The sequence below is a fragment of the Proteus sp. G2674 genome, from assembly GCF_009915195.1.
In the GTDB taxonomy this organism is placed as follows: Bacteria; Pseudomonadota; Gammaproteobacteria; order Enterobacterales; family Enterobacteriaceae; genus Proteus; species Proteus mirabilis.
Genome location: NZ_JAABLS010000027.1, coordinates 140,107 through 156,585, shown reverse-complemented (window position 1 = coordinate 156,585; position 16,479 = coordinate 140,107). Strand labels below are relative to the sequence as shown.

Here is a 16,479-nt window from a genome sequence, read left to right as displayed (position 1 = left end):
ATCAATAAAAATTGATAACTTTACTGTCTTATTTCCGTTTATATCCATTTTATGTCAATAAACTTACTGTCCACTTAAAATTCTAGCAGGATCGAGTTTAGTTGCTCGACGAGCAGGATACCAACTGGCAATCAAACTCAAAATAACCGTCGTCAAAAATACGGAGAAAACATCAATTGCATGTATTTCTGAAGGTAAGAAATCGACAAAATAGACATCTCCTGATAGCACACTATGCCCTGTCATGGATTCAATTACCGAGACAATAGGGGTTAAATTTAGTGAGACAACTACCCCCATAATAACACCGGCCACGCATCCGATCATGCCTGACAACAGTCCGTACCATAAGAAAATATTGCGAATATGGCTATCCCTTGCACCTAACGTTCGTAAAATAGCAATATCTCCGCTCTTATCTCTTACCGCCATAATCAGCGTCGAGACAATATTAAAACAAGCAACCCCAATCACTAAAATCATTGAGAGATACATAATGCTGCGGATCATCTGAATATCGCTATACATATAACCATAATCGCTGATCCAGCTTTTAGCATAAACATAGGCTTGGCTATTTAAGCCTGCATTATGAATAATTTCATTAGCTAGAAATGGATCGCTTGTTTTCACTTCAATACCCGTAATTCCTTTGCCGTAATCAAGATACTGTTGCGCATCTGCCAATGGAATTAACGCTAATTGGTGATCGAGCATACCACTGAGTTTAAATATGCCACTGACTTGTAAACGAATGCGTTTAGGTTGTAATAGCTTTTTCGGATCATCATTGTTAGGGATCAGAATAGTTAACCAATCACCTTGTTTGATTTTTAAGGCATCGGCAACACCTTGGCCAATAATGATTTGCTGTTGACCCGCTTGAAAATGTTGCCATGCATTATTTTGCACATAGCTCGGTAATAAACTGATATCACTTTGTTTATTCGGTTCAACCCCCATCACTTGTACCGCTTTTAATTCTGTTCCTTTTTCAAGTAATCCGGTCAATAGAATATAGGGGGCAGCGGCAACAACCCCCTCGGTATTTTCAATCCGCGATAGTGCCGGTTGCCAAGATATAAAGGGTTGTTCTACCGAATAAATTTGTCCATGGGGAACCACAGAAAGAATGCGGTTTTTTAATTCACGTTCAAAACCGTTCATGGCACTTAATCCGATAATCAATACCGCCACACCCAACATAATGCCCAGCGTTGAGATAATCGAAATTAATGACACCATACCAGCACGTTTTCGTCCTTTTGAAAAACGTAATGCGGTAACTAAAGCAAGTGGCAGCTGCGCCATTATTCCACTCCTGAAATCGCTTCTTGAGACTCTAATTGACCATCTTTCATTTCAAGTTGACGTTGAAAGCGTGCCGCGAGAGATAAATCATGAGTAACAACCAAAAAGGCAGTTTTCTTTTCTTTATTTAATTTCATGAGTAATTCGAAAATACCTTCCGCATTTTTTTGGTCAAGATTACCTGTCGGCTCATCGGCTAAAACTAACGCCGGATCGTTTACTAAGGCTCTAGCAATAGCAACACGTTGTCTTTCTCCCCCAGATAACTCAGAAGGACGATGATGAGCACGAGCAGTTAATCCTACGGCATCAAGTAAAGACATCGCTTTCTGTTTAGCCTTTACTGCACTCATTCCACCAATCATTAAAGGCATTGCAACATTTTCTAATGCAGTAAAATCAGGTAACAAATGATGGAATTGGTAGATAAAACCCAATTGAGTATTACGTAAATCCGCTTTTGCCGTTGAAGTTAATTTATTGAGCGATTGCCCTTTAAATATCACTTCACCTGAGGTTGGAGAGTCTAAACCACCCAATAAATGTAATAGGGTACTTTTACCTGAACCTGAGCTGCCGACAATCGCCATAAAATCACCTTGATTGATCGCGAAAGAGACGGATTTTAAGACTTGTGTTGAAATAGCACCATCTTGATACTGCTTACAAAGTGCATGACATTGTAATAAAGGGGTATTACTCATAACGTAGCGCCTCTGCTGGCTGAATAGTTGCGGCCCGCCAAGACGGGTATAAAGTCGATAATAGTGAAATCACAATAGCGGCAAAACCAATCATAAAGACTCGGCTCCACTCTAAAGTCGCGGGTAATTCTACCCCATGAGGAATAAGCCCTACCGCAGGCATAATCACATTTAGTTGGCTTGATAGTAACGCCCCTAACAAACCTCCGGCAATAGCACCTAAAATACCGGCCCCTGCCCCTTGTAGCATAAAGATAGACATTATCTGCGAACGCTTTAACCCCATGGTTTGTAATATTGCCACTTCACCTTGTTTTTCCATCACCAGTAATGAAAGCGAAGTAATAATATTAAACGCGGCGACCGCAATAATTAGGCTTAATAATAAGCCCATCATATTTTTTTCCATTTTCACTGCTTGGAAAAACTCGCCCTTTCGTTCACGCCAATCTTTCCAACTTAAACCTGCTGGCAAAGGTTCAGCACTGTATTTTTCAATATTAAGGGGGGTTGAGAAGAATAGACGCCATCCGGTAATATTGCCGGGTTGATAGCGCATCAAACGCGCCGCATCTTGTTGATTGACCAGAAGTTGAGAAGCATCCGCATCACCGCCACTTTGGAAAATACCTTTGACAGTAAACAGTCGTTGGCTAGGCACTCGGCCCATTGGGGTGAGTTGGCTTACGCCGGGAACAATAAGGCGAATGCTATCCCCTTCTTTGGTTTTTAGCTGTTTAGCTAAACCACTACCGAGGATCACACCATATTCTCCCGGTTTTAATAACGAGAAATCGCCATAGCGAATAAACTGTGTTAGGGGTTCATCTTGTGCTTTATCAATCCCTAACATCACGCCAACACCGATATTATCTTTACTTTGTAATACCACATCCCCTTCAACTAAAGGAACGACATTGATAACATCTTCTCGTTTTAATAACATTTGTGCAGTACTATCTTGTTTGGGTAGCTGCCCATTGGGTGTTGTGATAACAGCTTGTGGAATATAGGCCAAAATGCTGTTTTGTAATGAGCGTTCAAAGCCATTCATCACAGAAGTCACTGTGATCAATGCCGCAACACCCAGCATAATCCCTAAAGCGGATAGCCATGAGACGAATCGACCAAATTTGTCGACTGCGCGACCCCGCATATAACGGAGCCCTATAAAAAATGAGACAGAATTGTACATGAAAACTGTGCTGTTCCTGTTGCTAATGCTAAGTGTTCAGGGATAATAAAGGGTAGTCTTACTGAATGGAACCACTCTATTCCCAAACTGTGGTTTTTTCTTTTATCTTAACCTGCCCGCCAGTTTAAGCTTTGGCGATGTCGCTAAAGATGTGTTGGGAGTTAACTACAACCAAGAGTTCACATTACACGCTTATGTCCTCAGAATATCGTTATCAACTTCCTGTAAAACAAGGGGATACTCGCCAGCTGGGTCAGCTGACAGGTGCCGCTTGCGCCCTAGAATGTGCAGAAATCATCAAACGTCATGCTGGATTAGTCGTTCTTGTCACTCGTGATATGCAAAATGCACTGCGTTTACAAGATGAAATCCGTCAGTTTTGTGATTATCCTGTAGAGACATTATCTGATTGGGAAACATTGCCTTACGACAGTTTTTCTCCCCATCAAGAAATAATCTCTAACCGCCTTTCTACGCTATACCGTATTCCATCACTTCTCAAGGGAATTTTAATCTTACCCGTCAATACGTTAATGCAAAAAGTCTGCCCAACAGATTATCTCGCAAGTCATGCATTAATAATGAGTAAAGGAGAGCAACTTTCTCGCGACAATTTACGCAAAACATTTGATGAGGCGGGTTATCGTCATGTAGAACAAGTGTTAGAACATGGCGAATATGCAACACGCGGCGCATTACTTGACCTATTCCCGATGGGCAGTGAATTTCCTTATCGAATTGACTTTTTTGATGATGAGATAGATAGCCTAAGAACTTTTGATGTTGATACGCAACGCACCTTAACAGAAGTCGAGCAGATCAAACTATTACCGGCTCATGAGTTTCCAACTGATCCTAATGCGATTGAACTCTTTCGTAGCCAATGGCGTGAACGTTTTGAAGTAAGACGTGATCCTGAACATATCTATCAACAAGTAAGTAAGCAAGTATTACCCGCAGGGATTGAATACTGGCAACCGCTCTTTTTTAGTCAGCCATTATCCAATTTATTTGCTTATTTCCCACAAAACACCTTAATTGTGACGCAAGATCTGCAAGATTGCGCTGATAAATTTTGGCAAGATATCAATCAACGTTATGAAAGCCGTCGTGTTGATCCCATGCGGCCATTACTGCCACCAGATGATATTTGGCTTAATGTCGAAACGCTCAATCAACAGTTAAAACAGTGGCCACGTATTCAACTTAAAACGCAAGCACTGCCGGAAAAAGCGGGTTATACCAATTTAGGTTATCAACCACTGCCTGATTTATCAGTCAATGCACAAAGTAAATCACCGCTTGATAATCTACGCCGTTTCCAAGAGCAATTTTCTGGCAGTATTGTTTTTTCGGTTGAAAGTGAAGGTCGGCGGGAAACCGTTCAAGAGCTCTTATCTAGAATTAAAATTGCCCCCAAACAAATTATTGAATTAGCGGATGCTAAAGAGAAAGGGTGTTATTTTATTATTGGCTCTGCAGAGCATGGCTTTATTGACAATTATCGTCAGTTAGCGCTGATCTGCGAAAGTGATATGTTAGGTGAGCGAGTCCACCGTCGCCGTCAAGATAATCGTCGCACCATCAATACCGATACACTGATCCGCAATCTGGCAGAATTAAGTCCCGGACAACCTGTTGTCCATCTTCAGCATGGGGTGGGTCGTTATCAAGGTATGACTACCTTAGAAGCGGGTGGCGTAAAAGCAGAGTACTTGATCCTCTCGTATGCGGGAGATGACAAACTCTATGTTCCTGTTTCATCACTGCATTTGATCAGTCGCTACTCTGGTGGGGCGGATGAAAATGCGCCTCTTCATAAATTAGGGGGTGATGCTTGGACTCGTGCACGCCAAAAAGCAGCTGAAAAAGTGCGTGATGTGGCGGCGGAATTATTAGATGTCTACGCTCAACGAGCCGTTAAATCTGGTTTTGCCTTTAAATTAGATAAAGAACAATATCACACTTTCCGCCAAAGCTTCCCTTTTGAAACCACACCCGATCAAGAGATGGCGATTAATGCCGTATTAAGTGATATGTGCCAAGCCATTGCCATGGATAGGCTAGTATGTGGTGATGTTGGTTTTGGTAAGACAGAAGTTGCTATGCGTGCGGCGTTTCTTGCAATAAGCAACAATAAGCAAGTGGCTATTTTGGTGCCTACTACCCTACTGGCTCAACAACACTTTGAAAACTTTCGTGATCGCTTTGCTAATTGGCCGGTCAATATTGAGATGATCTCACGTTTTCGTAGTGCCAAAGAGCAACAGCAGATCACCGAAAAATTAGCAGAAGGCACCATTGATATCGTTATTGGTACACATAAATTATTACAACCGGGCATTCAATGGAAAGACTTAGGATTATTAATTGTTGATGAGGAACATCGCTTCGGTGTACGTCATAAAGAGCGTATTAAAGCAATGCGTGCCAATGTCGATATATTAACCTTAACCGCCACCCCTATTCCTCGTACGCTAAATATGGCGATGAGTGGTATGCGTGATCTGTCAATTATTGCCACCCCACCTGCTCGCCGTTTATCCGTTAAAACATTTGTCCGCGAATATGATGATCTGGTTGTTAGAGAGGCTATCTTGCGTGAAATATTACGTGGTGGGCAAGTGTACTATTTATATAACGATGTTGAAAATATAGAGAAAGCGCGTGATAGGCTAGCACAGTTAGTACCTGAAGCTCGTATTGGTATTGGCCATGGGCAAATGCGTGAACGTGAGCTTGAACGTGTGATGAACGATTTTCACCATCAACGATTTAATGTATTGCTCTGCACCACCATTATAGAAACGGGTATTGATATTCCGAGTGCCAATACCATTATTATTGAACGTGCTGATCACTTTGGTTTAGCGCAGCTACACCAATTACGTGGACGCGTTGGTCGCTCTCACCATCAAGCCTATGCTTATCTATTAACCCCTCATCCCAAAGCAATGACTAAAGATGCCCATAAACGCTTAGAAGTGATTGCCTCCTTAGAAGATCTCGGCGCAGGTTTTGCTTTAGCCACACATGATCTAGAAATTCGTGGTGCGGGAGAGTTATTAGGTGAAGAGCAAAGCGGTCAAATGAATACCGTTGGCTTCTCTTTATATATGGAGTTACTAGAAAGTGCAGTTGAAGCATTAAAAGAGGGTCGAGAGCCATCATTAGAAGATCTGACCAATCAGCAAACCGAAATTGAATTAAGAATGCCGGTGCTATTGCCCGATGACTATATTCCTGATGTCAATGTAAGACTCTCTTTCTATAAACGTATTGCCAGTGCCAAAGACTTAAATGAACTTAATGATCTAAGGGCAGAGCTTATTGATAGATTCGGCACCTTACCTGATGCAGGACGCAACTTATTACGTAATGCGGCTATTCGATTAAGCGCCATGAGTTTAGGTATATCTCGCATTGAAGCCCATGACAAAGGTGGCTTTATTGAGTTTGGTGAAAAAAATAATGTCGACCCGACTTATTTAATCGGTTTATTGCAAGAGCAACCGAGCGTCTTCCGTTTAGATGGCCCTACCAAATTGAAATTTATGATAAGCCTAACCGATCGAGAAAAACGACTCACTTTTATCGACGATATGCTCACCGCTTTTAGTGAACACAAAATAAACGCATTGTCTGTTTAGATAACAAAATGCAAAAAGGCCTAACATAATAAATATTAGGCCTTTTTGATCTTATCAGTTATCAGCATTAATGCTAAAAAGAAAACCGTTACTCTTTACGGCAAGGAATATTTTCATTCATAGAACAATATGGCTCTTGCTCCAAAACAAGTCGGCCATCGCTATCTAGCGCAATGATATCGCCCGGTTTAAATGTCGTTCTCACTTTACCCGGTGTACCATCAATTGTGTAAAGCACATCATAACCGATAACTCGCCTTTCTTGGCGGTAAATGGGAATACATTCTCTAAATTGAGCATAAGGGAAGTGAGCAATGCTTTTATTGTTTAGCGCTTCTATCATATAGAAAACACGGCACTCTTGCTCTGCGGGATGAAAACGCGATAATTTTTCTGGTGTAAATTGTGTAGGCAGTCCAATACGATGGCAATACTCTTCTGTCACAAAAACGGTTGATTTAATCGGTGTTGCTGAAACCACATGGGCAAATTGTGGCCGTGGAAATATCCACTTCCAAGCGACAAATAAAAGAATAGCTAATACAAGGATTAGTCCTATTAGTGTGAACTTTTTGCTATCAACACTCACTTTTTCCCCTTTTTATGCGTTTATCCCTATTTTACTATTTTTTTGTTATAAGCGGATTTCACTCTTTTATCACAACGTTGTAATTCAATATGTTGAATGAATAAGCTTATATGAAAAAATATATTATTACGTCCTTGCTGATTAACATCATAAGTAAACTATGTACTTATAACATGGTAAATACACCACTAATTATTGTTTTAATCAGTTAATTAAATACGCGCTATTTTCTAATTATTTTCAAAAAAATTAAGAATGAACTTAAATATTTCTTATCTCATCAATGAAATCTAATTTCATTTACATATTTATAAATATAGCGTAATGATAACATCAAGTTAACAAATGTAATCTCTTTTAAGAAACTTCTTCATTAACCTTTACATAGCCGATTTGCTTTTCACTATGCGTAACAGACTGGTTTGTACATAAAGATAATAAAAATAATAGATTAAATACATGTTTTTTATTCACATATATTATTTATAAGTTTTAATATGTATCTTTAAATACCATAACATTTTATGACCTAAATAAATTCTTAAAAGCGCCTATTTCTATTTAAGAAAAATCTTAATTTATGAAAACCCCCTATTCTATTGAAGATTATTTTTATATATAAATAATTAAATTTATAGAAATAACACTATATTTTTCATAAAGTTATTTGAAATTGAAGCTTAATATTATTAAAAAATTAATTCGATATCCACATAAATATTTTCTACTGAATTAATCATCTAATTCAGAGATTCTTATTTTGACTGTTTACAATTATTACTACTCTTTAGATAGATAAAACCCCCGACAATATAAATACTGTGGGGGGTTAAAATAAACTTTTGTTTGCTAAAAGAAACAAAAGTTAGAAAAATAAACCATTATTCACTAATGAAGTTTTAGTTTTGGTCTAATCACACGATTGATTGATCCAACTAACATCATCAAACCCGTTTTAAGATAACCATGTAACGCGATTTGATGCATACGGTATAAAGAAATATAAACGATACGTGCAATACGCCCTTCTATCATCATATCGCCTTTCATTAAGTTGCCCATCAAACTCCCTACCGTACTAAATTTAGAGAGCGAAACTAACGAGCCATGATCTTTAAACACATATTCTTTTAACGTTTTACCCTTTAACATGGCTAAAATATTGCTATAACAACGGCTTGCCATTTGATGAGCGGATTGTGCCCTTGGCGGAACAAAACCTCCCTCTTTTCGCGGACAGGATGCACAATCACCAATCGCAAAAATCGCATCATCTAATGTTGTTTGTAATGTCGGCTTAACGACTAATTGGTTAATACGATTGGTTTCTAATCCAGCGATATCTTTCATAAAGTCTGGGGCTTTGATCCCCGCAGCCCAAACCATCAGATCAGCATCAATATGCTCGCCATCTTTGGTATTTAACCCTTTTTCATCGGCGCTTGTTACCATGGTTTTCGTCATCACGCGCACACCCAACTTAGTCAGCTCTTGATGTGCTGCACTTGAAATACGCACGGGTAATGCAGGTAATATTCGCTCACCCGCCTCAACAAGCGTGATATTAAGGGCTGATGGCGCTAATTTTTTTAAACCATAACTATTGAGTTGGCGAACAGCATTGTGTAATTCGGCAGATAATTCCACTCCAGTTGCACCACCACCCACAATCGCAATATTTACTTTACGATTTTCAGCTTCTGCGTTGGAGTCTGCTGAATATTTTAAAAATAAATTGAGCATTTCATTATGAAAACGGTGTGCTTGCTGTGGGCTATCTAAAAAGATGCAGTGCTCTTTGATCCCTGGGGTGCCAAAATCATTAGATTTACTGCCTAAGGCCATGACTAAAATATCATAATCAAGTTGACGCTCTGGAACTAATAGCTCTTGATTTTCATCATAAATAGCAGCCAAAGTGATATTTTTATGTTGGCGATCAAGCCCTGTTAAAGTGCCTAATTGAAAATTAAAGTGATGGTTATAACCATGAGCGAGATAACTTAATGCATCAACACCATCATCTAATGAGCCTGTGGCAACTTCATGTAACAGAGGTTTCCATAAGTGACTATTATTTCTATCAACAAGGGTAATTTCTGCTTTTTTTTTGCGCCCTAACTTATCACCCAATTTAGTCGCTAGTTCTAATCCACCAGCTCCACCACCGACTATAACAATTTTTGTTAATGACATATAACGTCACTCCTAAAGATATTTACTGTTGTTATTTAAGTCATCTTGGTTAAATCCACTTAAATAACGACAGTTAAAACGTTTCAGTCAATGATTTTGATAATAGCCAAAGCTCATTGGCAATATGGTCATACCAAAGTTGATTTATATCAAAAAAATTTGAATTTTCATACCTGTTTTTTGATGAATCGAGTCATTTAGGTTGTTTTTCATTCGCCAATAGAACATCTTATTGACATATAGCTACTTTTTACCATAACTATCAATTAGATAGAGGATATAAGTGAATAATTCAGTCGGAATATGAGAGGGGCTTAAAATAATAAAGAAAAGAAAAAATATAAATCAAAAAAGATGGACAAAATGCACTCTGTCCATCTTACATAAGCCAATTTTAAGCGGGGATTTTGCTATTAAATGCTTTAATTTTAAAAAGATGTTCTGACAAGCTTTTGAACTTATGTGTCTGCGTTTCATCCCAAATAATCGAATAATAAGGTGATAACTCATCAGCAGAACGCTGGTTATCTAAAATCTCATCATGACGGGATAAAATCACTAATGCATTGTCTCTATTTTTAGAGCGAAAATCTTGAATACACTTAGTGGCAATATCTAAATACTCTTCAGGTCTATCAATCTTATCAGTCATATTTTCATATGGAAAAAGATTGGGGTTAATCATTACTTGGCGAATATTAGATAAAAAACCGATACGCTCTGCCCAGTAGCCACCTAATCCTACACCACAAATCAGCACCGTCTGTTTTGTCGATTTAATCAGTTTATCCGTCTCTTTGAGTAGATGTTGCATATCGTGACGTGGATGCAACGTACTGTAACTGAGAAAACGGACATCAGGATCAATAAACTGTAGCTGTAATACCTTCTCATGATTTCCCGGACTAGTGGAATCAAAGCCATGTAAATATATAATCATGCGCGCTCCTGCCATTGCTCCTGTAATTGGGTCAGCATTTGATTCGCTTTTTTCCAACGATCAGATGCTTGCAGTTCACTTAATGTGTAACGACCTCGGTGATGGTACAACGCCGAAATGCGTTCTGCTTTGACAAAGGACAGGTTATCTAACACACTTACCGCCCCTTTACGGTTATTACACACTAAAAGCATATCACAACCCGCATCTAATGAACGTTGTGCTCTCTGCGCATAACTTCCCATAATAGCGGCACCTTCCATAGATAAATCATCTGAGAAAATAACGCCTTGGAAACCGAGTTGTTCACGTAAAATTGATTTCAACCAATAAGGAGAGCCACTTGCTGGACGCTCATCAATCTGAGAATAAATAACATGAGCTGGCATAATGGCATCTAATAATTGACGTTGGATAAAATCTTTAAAGATAGCCATATCACGTTGACGAATATCGTTTAAAGAGCGCTCATCACGTGGCGTTTCTTTATGGGAATCGGCTCTGACGGCACCATGACCAGGAAAATGCTTACCTGTTGATTTCATACCTGCAGAGCGCATTCCTTTAATAAAGCTTTCCGCCATATCCATAGCAATTTCTGGACACTCATGGAAAGAGCGCTCACCGATAGCAATACAGTCATGACCAAGATCTAGGACTGGAGCAAAGCTAATATCAATATCCATTGCGATCATTTCTGATGCCATTAACCAACCGGCCTCTTGTGCTAAGCGACTAGCTTGATAGCGCTCATTAAGCGCAGCATAAGATTGCGCGGCAGGTAAGCGAGTAAAACCATCACGAAAGCGCTGTACTCGCCCTCCTTCTTGGTCAACGGCAATCACTAAACGCTCATGGGAAGCATCACGGATTTGACGCACTAATTCATTTAACTGCTCAGCGTCGTGGAAGTTGCGGGTAAAAAGGATCAAACCACCAACAAGGGGATGCTTTAAAATTTCACGCTCCTCGTTATCGAGCTCATATCCTTCAACATCAAGCATTACAGGACCCATAACATTCCTCTCTTTGTTATTGCAATAATAAAATCTTTTCAATTCATCAGACTAAAATAGCGACGTAAAGGTTCAGACATAGCCAAAAACGCGTTATCTTTGGTTTGTTGCCAACGAACCTCATACCACATCAGCATCATATACAAGATAAAGGGTTCTCTTGATAAAATACGCTGCTTTAATACGTTAACCGAATAAAACGACTGCTGTTGTGGGTGCAGCCTATTTTGCTGATCATTATTTAATTCAGTATAGTGATGATATGTACAATACTCATGTAAAAATGCTGTTTGTTGTGCGCTGTTTAACTGATTTGCGGCAAAAAATGTCATTAATGAATCTGCCGTATCAATATCAGCAGCATATTCCCAATCAATAAATTTTATACCTGAATCGCTCAGAAGAATATTCTCAGGATGAAGATCCATGTGAGCTGGCGCGTATTTTATGAGTGTACGTCGAGGTTGACGTAAAAAATCGTGATGTAAACGTAACCACTTTGGTGATAATCGTTTTCTGTCAATATGATACCAATAGACTGAAAGTTCATGCCACAAATCAAGAGGAAGCCCAAAAGGTTTTTGCTGATGTAACTTAGCAATTTGATGAGCTAATGATTTGAGATGGGAGCCAAATAACTGCTGATGAGTAAGATGCTCACCCTCTAGCCACTGGAAAAAAAACCATGCACCATGGCGTTTAATAATATTTGGTGCAAGCTGAGTATTTAATAACTGTTTTAAAATCGAAGACTCTTTTTTAGCCCTGACAAAAAGTGCCGTTTTTTCAGTACCATAATAACGAGCGACCCAATCTATCCCATTACTTTGCAAACGAAAAGTACCGCCCCCTAATCCCGCTAAGGCGGTTATTTGCCACTGTGATAAGGGTATTGCGGGAAACCATTCCCGCAATAGGCTCAATAACTGTTGTTGATAAGACTTACTCAACCTTATGGCGCCCGCTCCAGAGTATTTCTCCGCTCGCAACCGACATTAATTGCATGCTGATCACACGATTATCTTTCTTACCATCGACAGTAGAAAACAAAATATAGTCTGCTTGCAAATAACGCGCTAAACCAATTGCCGCACTGCGCAATCCTAAGCTATCTTCACCGGATAGTCCTAATGCTTTTCTTGCTGACATCATTTGTGCATAAGGAACCGTTTGTAATGCACTAATACTATTTACCGAGTCGATAATTGTGTTAGTAGCATTAACTGCTTGGATGTTTCCGCCCGAATTATTTTTTACATTATCAACCACTAATAATTTGCCAGTTGCTAAATCATCCGTAACAGACATCTCTCTAATTAATGGCTGAATGGCCGCGTTCCAATTAATACTGGTTATTTTTGGCGGTGTTGGTACAACCTCTATGGGTGGCTCGATAGGTTTAGGTGGCTCTGTTGGCTCTGTGGGAGTAACAGGCTCTACAGGTGCTGGGGGTTGTTGTGGTAACATCGATGGACAACCTGCCAGTAAAAATACCGCTGCCACCACAAATAGCATTTTTTTCATATGACTACCTTATCCTAAGTAAAGAGATAGACTCTGACATAACTCACTGTTTTATTGGGTATATCAGCACTGATCTCAGTATCACCATCGCCCAAAATCATCACATCATTTACGCGGCCTGCCGGAGAAATTTCCAGTCCTTGCTCGTTATACCAATAAAAACGATAACGAATAGAGACAGGATAAGATCGCGTATTCGATAACGTCACCGTGGCGCGACTCCCCTGTTCATAACGCGTCAATAATGGTTTGCCTGCCACAATACCTACAGCTAAAACCGACGGCTCCATCACAATAGATTGTTGACGATTAAAATAGAGTTTATTGTCTGAATGAGACGCAAAACATCCAGCCAATAACGTTGTCATCAACAATACTATAAGTAATGAATAAACCCTTTTAGCTTGTTTTATCATGCTGCTACCTTGTTGCCATGATGCTCTATTATCACATTAGATTATTTGCTTAATAATGGCCCTAATGGTTTTCCACCTAAAAGATGCATATGAATATGGAAAACTTCTTGCCCACCATGTTTATTACAATTCATTACTAAACGATATCCCTCTTCTGCAATACCTTCTTGCTGAGCAATTTTAGCTGCCACAACAAATAGATGACCTAAAACTTGTTCATCTTGTACAGTAACATCGTTTACCGTTGGAATAAGTTTATTGGGGATAATTAAAATATGAGTAGGCGCTTGAGGTGAAATATCACGAAATGCAGTGACAGTATCATCTTGAAAAACGATATCTGCAGGAATTTCACCACGAATAATTTTACTAAAAATTGTCTCTTCTGCCATTTTTATCACCTTATTATTTATTTTAATTCCTAGCCATCACTCGCCAATATTTCTATTGAACAACTTAGTCCGCGAGGTTTGGTATTTGAAAAAGTGTTGCAAAATTACGGGTGGTTTGCTGAGCAAGCTCTTCTATGCTCACCCCTTTTAATACGGCCATATACTCAGCAACATCACGTACATAAGCGGGTTGGTTCTCTTTACCACGATGAGGCACTGGCGCTAAATATGGCGAATCCGTTTCAACCAGAATACGATCAAGTGGTACGATACGTGCAGCTTCTCTAATTTGCTCGGCATTTCTAAATGTCACAATGCCTGAAAAAGAGATGTACATACCAAGATCAAGTAGCGCCATTGCTGTTTCTTTGTCTTCCGTAAAACAGTGCAATACACCGCCACAGTCTTGAACCTTTTCTTCTTTTAAAATAGTTAGCGTATCTTCACGAGCGCTACGCGTATGTACAATAACAGGTTTATTAACTTGGCGCCCAATGCGAATATGTTCACGGAAAATTTCACGCTGAAGTGACGCATTTTCTTGTTGATAATAGTAGTCTAAACCTGTTTCGCCTAATGCAACAACATCGACCTCAGCTGCAAGGCGCGCAAGCTCAGCGACATCGTGTCCCTCATCAAGGTTTAACGGGTGAATACCACAAGAAAAAGCCACATTATCACGCTTGCCGAACAGTTCGCGCATGTTTTTAAAGCCGGGTAATGTTGTTGCGACAGCTAACATATATTTGACATCACGCTGTTGTGCTTTTTCTACAACATCATCAATATTTTTGTGCAGTTTTTCATAATCTAAGCTGTCAAGATGGCAGTGTGAATCAACTAAAAACATAATGTACTCTCATCGTTATATAACTTTATATTATTTCTTTTACTTGTCTGCTAAATGGAAAGGGAAATTATTTCCCTAGAGCAACTAGCTGGGCTTCCCAATCAAGTAACTGTTCTGCCAACAATAGCTCTTTATTGATTGCTGGAATGGTAACTAATTGATGGCGACACTGTTTCCAGCTTTCGCTCACCGCTAACAACATTGCTGAAGGCAACTGTGATAACGCCATAATTAATGGCTGCTTATCTTGGTTGACACAATACACTTCAGCATGAGTTTGTCGTTTTAAAGCATCCAACAGTAATGATAATAACCAATAGATCTTACGTTCAGCATTATCTTGATTGAACTGAGCTAACAACCCATATAAATTTCGTTGTTGTAAGCTAACATATAACGCTTGGCAGAAGGCTTCCCTTTCTTGCCATTCTTGTTTTAGTAATGATAACGCTAAAACGGGCGCACCTTGAGATAGGTTTAATGCTGTGACACCATCGGCATAAGCCATATTAGGTAGCTGTTGTTGTAGCCAATGTATCGCATAATTCATCTCAGGCGGTGCTAAATGGTAATAGAAACAGCGACTACGTAGTGTTGCTAGCAATATTTCAGGTTGTTGACAATTCAATAAAAAATAGCAATTAACTGGTGGCTCTTCTAAGGTCTTTAATAACGCATTGGCTGCCGCTTCTGTTAATGCCTCAACCTCTTTTATCCATACCACTCGTGAGCCACCTTGTTGTGCATGGTGCTCAAGCTTTTCGGTGACTTTTCTAACCGCTTCGATCCCTATTGATGACTTTCCCTTTTCATTTTGCAAGATATGCCAATCTGGATGTGTTTCTGCCAACATCAAACGGCAACTATGACACTCATTACAGCTTTTTGAACCCTGCTTATTCTGACACATTAACCAACGACTTAACCCATAAGAAAGTGCATCAGCCCCCATTCCTTGAGATGCATGCAACAAAATCGCATGATGACCACGCCCTTCTTGGTACATACTTACCAGTTGTCGATATGCCTGATTTAACCAAGGATACCAATTCATAATGCGCTATTTTCCTGAGTCAGCCACTGATTGAGTACATCGCGAATATCCGCTTGTACTTTATCAATATCTTGTGATGCATCAATGGTAATAATCGAGGCGTCTTCTTTTGCTAATGCTTGATAACGTTCGCGAGTGCGATAAAAAAAGTCCATAGACTCTTTTTCTATTCTGTCCAATTCACCTCTTGCTCGTGCTCTGGCTAGACCAACGGCCGGATCTAAATCAAGATAAAGGGTAAGATCAGGTTTAAAATCTGCTAATACCGTATCACGTAGTGACTTCATCAGGGCTTTGTCTATTCCTCGACCACCACCTTGATATGCTTGTGAAGAGAGATCGTGTCTATCCCCTATCACCCACTTACCTTGGGCTAAAGCTGGTTTTATCACATTTTCAACCAATTGCACACGTGCAGCATATAACATTAGCAATTCAGCTTTATCGGTAACTTTTTCGCCTTCAATACCTTGTTTAATCAATTCCCGTAATTTTTCTGCAAGCGGAGTTCCCCCCGGCTCGCGCGTAAAGGCCAAATCGGTGATCCCTTGTTGTTTTAATGTATCAACAACCGTTTGAATAGCACTGGTTTTGCCAGCCCCTTCTAATCCTTCAATAACAATAAATTTGCTGTTTTTCATA

Annotated in this window: 15 protein-coding genes; 1 reads left to right on the top strand and 14 read right to left on the bottom strand. The window is 39.6% G+C overall.

Annotated elements, in window-relative coordinates; genetic code table 11:
- Positions 1–63: 63 nt before the first annotated feature.
- Genes lolE through lolC form a run of 3 tightly spaced genes read right to left on the bottom strand, consistent with a single transcriptional unit; the run spans position 64 to position 3,210 of the window.
- The gene (gene lolE, locus GWI58_RS12855) at positions 64–1,311 is read right to left on the bottom strand and encodes a lipoprotein-releasing ABC transporter permease subunit LolE (RefSeq protein WP_004247833.1); all 1,248 of its coding nucleotides are present in this window, start codon (positions 1,309–1,311) and stop codon (positions 64–66) included.
- Entirely contained in the window at positions 1,311–2,015 is a 705-nt protein-coding gene (gene lolD, locus GWI58_RS12850) for a lipoprotein-releasing ABC transporter ATP-binding protein LolD (RefSeq protein ID WP_004247832.1), read from the bottom strand. Before lolD ends, lolE begins: the two co-directional genes overlap by 1 nt.
- Positions 2,008–3,210 carry a lipoprotein-releasing ABC transporter permease subunit LolC gene (gene lolC, locus GWI58_RS12845; RefSeq protein ID WP_012367767.1) on the bottom strand — a complete coding sequence of 401 codons (1,203 nt, stop codon included), beginning with the start codon at positions 3,208–3,210 and terminating at the stop codon, positions 2,008–2,010. Before lolC ends, lolD begins: the two co-directional genes overlap by 8 nt.
- A 194-nt stretch (positions 3,211–3,404) precedes the next feature.
- Between lolC and mfd the strand changes: the two genes are divergently transcribed.
- Entirely contained in the window at positions 3,405–6,860 is a 3,456-nt protein-coding gene (mfd, locus tag GWI58_RS12840; RefSeq protein WP_161769247.1) for a transcription-repair coupling factor, read from the top strand.
- Positions 6,861–6,948: 88 nt separating this feature from the next.
- Here the strand turns inward: mfd and umoD are convergent, their stop codons facing one another.
- The 11 genes from umoD to tmk form a co-directional block, all read right to left on the bottom strand.
- Positions 6,949–7,449 (bottom strand): flagellar biogenesis regulator UmoD, encoded by a 501-nt coding sequence (gene umoD / locus GWI58_RS12835; RefSeq protein ID WP_004247102.1) that lies wholly within the window; start codon positions 7,447–7,449, stop codon positions 6,949–6,951.
- Positions 7,450–8,337: 888 nt separating this feature from the next.
- A complete protein-coding gene (locus GWI58_RS12830) occupies positions 8,338–9,645 on the bottom strand; it encodes an NAD(P)/FAD-dependent oxidoreductase (protein WP_004247101.1) in 1,308 nt (435 codons plus the stop codon).
- Positions 9,646–10,039: 394 nt separating this feature from the next.
- The gene (ycfP, locus tag GWI58_RS12825; RefSeq protein ID WP_161769246.1) at positions 10,040–10,585 is read right to left on the bottom strand and encodes an alpha/beta hydrolase YcfP; all 546 of its coding nucleotides are present in this window, start codon (positions 10,583–10,585) and stop codon (positions 10,040–10,042) included.
- A complete protein-coding gene (gene nagZ, locus GWI58_RS12820) occupies positions 10,582–11,601 on the bottom strand; it encodes a beta-N-acetylhexosaminidase (RefSeq protein ID WP_004247099.1) in 1,020 nt (339 codons plus the stop codon). Before nagZ ends, ycfP begins: the two co-directional genes overlap by 4 nt.
- Positions 11,602–11,639: 38 nt before the next feature.
- Entirely contained in the window at positions 11,640–12,551 is a 912-nt protein-coding gene (locus GWI58_RS12815) for a phosphotransferase (RefSeq protein ID WP_161769245.1), read from the bottom strand.
- Positions 12,544–13,125: a penicillin-binding protein activator LpoB gene (locus tag GWI58_RS12810; RefSeq protein WP_004247096.1), complete on the bottom strand. Its 582-nt coding sequence runs from the start codon at positions 13,123–13,125 to the stop codon at positions 12,544–12,546. Before GWI58_RS12810 ends, GWI58_RS12815 begins: the two co-directional genes overlap by 8 nt.
- 14 nt (positions 13,126–13,139) lie before the next feature.
- Positions 13,140–13,541 (bottom strand): YcfL family protein, encoded by a 402-nt coding sequence (locus GWI58_RS12805; RefSeq protein ID WP_004247095.1) that lies wholly within the window; start codon positions 13,539–13,541, stop codon positions 13,140–13,142.
- A 41-nt stretch (positions 13,542–13,582) separates the two neighbouring features.
- Entirely contained in the window at positions 13,583–13,933 is a 351-nt protein-coding gene (gene hinT / locus GWI58_RS12800) for a purine nucleoside phosphoramidase (RefSeq protein WP_004251850.1), read from the bottom strand.
- Positions 13,934–13,997: 64 nt separating this feature from the next.
- Positions 13,998–14,783: a metal-dependent hydrolase gene (locus GWI58_RS12795; protein ID WP_161769244.1), complete on the bottom strand. Its 786-nt coding sequence runs from the start codon at positions 14,781–14,783 to the stop codon at positions 13,998–14,000.
- 67 nt (positions 14,784–14,850) lie between these two features.
- Complete coding sequence (gene holB / locus GWI58_RS12790) at positions 14,851–15,837, bottom strand: DNA polymerase III subunit delta' (protein ID WP_004247825.1); 987 nt, start codon at positions 15,835–15,837, stop codon at positions 14,851–14,853.
- The gene (gene tmk / locus GWI58_RS12785; protein WP_004247091.1) at positions 15,834–16,478 is read right to left on the bottom strand and encodes a dTMP kinase; all 645 of its coding nucleotides are present in this window, start codon (positions 16,476–16,478) and stop codon (positions 15,834–15,836) included. Before tmk ends, holB begins: the two co-directional genes overlap by 4 nt.
- Position 16,479: the final 1 nt, after the last annotated feature.

Bases quoted from the DNA above. Each gene is read 5' to 3' on its own strand.
- holB (WP_004247825.1), bottom strand. From the start codon at position 15,837: ATGAATTGGTATCCTTGGTTAAATCAGGCATATCGACAACTGGTAAGT.
- lolC (WP_012367767.1), bottom strand. From the start codon at position 3,210: ATGTACAATTCTGTCTCATTTTTTATAGGGCTCCGTTATATGCGGGGT.
- lolD (WP_004247832.1), bottom strand. From the start codon at position 2,015: ATGAGTAATACCCCTTTATTACAATGTCATGCACTTTGTAAGCAGTAT.
- GWI58_RS12830 (WP_004247101.1), bottom strand. From the start codon at position 9,645: ATGTCATTAACAAAAATTGTTATAGTCGGTGGTGGAGCTGGTGGATTA.
- GWI58_RS12805 (WP_004247095.1), bottom strand. From the start codon at position 13,541: ATGATAAAACAAGCTAAAAGGGTTTATTCATTACTTATAGTATTGTTG.
- nagZ (WP_004247099.1), bottom strand. From the start codon at position 11,601: ATGGGTCCTGTAATGCTTGATGTTGAAGGATATGAGCTCGATAACGAG.
- GWI58_RS12810 (WP_004247096.1), bottom strand. From the start codon at position 13,125: ATGAAAAAAATGCTATTTGTGGTGGCAGCGGTATTTTTACTGGCAGGT.
- ycfP (WP_161769246.1), bottom strand. From the start codon at position 10,585: ATGATTATATATTTACATGGCTTTGATTCCACTAGTCCGGGAAATCAT.
- lolE (WP_004247833.1), bottom strand. From the start codon at position 1,311: ATGGCGCAGCTGCCACTTGCTTTAGTTACCGCATTACGTTTTTCAAAA.
- tmk (WP_004247091.1), bottom strand. From the start codon at position 16,478: ATGAAAAACAGCAAATTTATTGTTATTGAAGGATTAGAAGGGGCTGGC.
- hinT (WP_004251850.1), bottom strand. From the start codon at position 13,933: ATGGCAGAAGAGACAATTTTTAGTAAAATTATTCGTGGTGAAATTCCT.
- mfd (WP_161769247.1), top strand. From the start codon at position 3,405: ATGTCCTCAGAATATCGTTATCAACTTCCTGTAAAACAAGGGGATACT.
- GWI58_RS12795 (WP_161769244.1), bottom strand. From the start codon at position 14,783: ATGTTTTTAGTTGATTCACACTGCCATCTTGACAGCTTAGATTATGAA.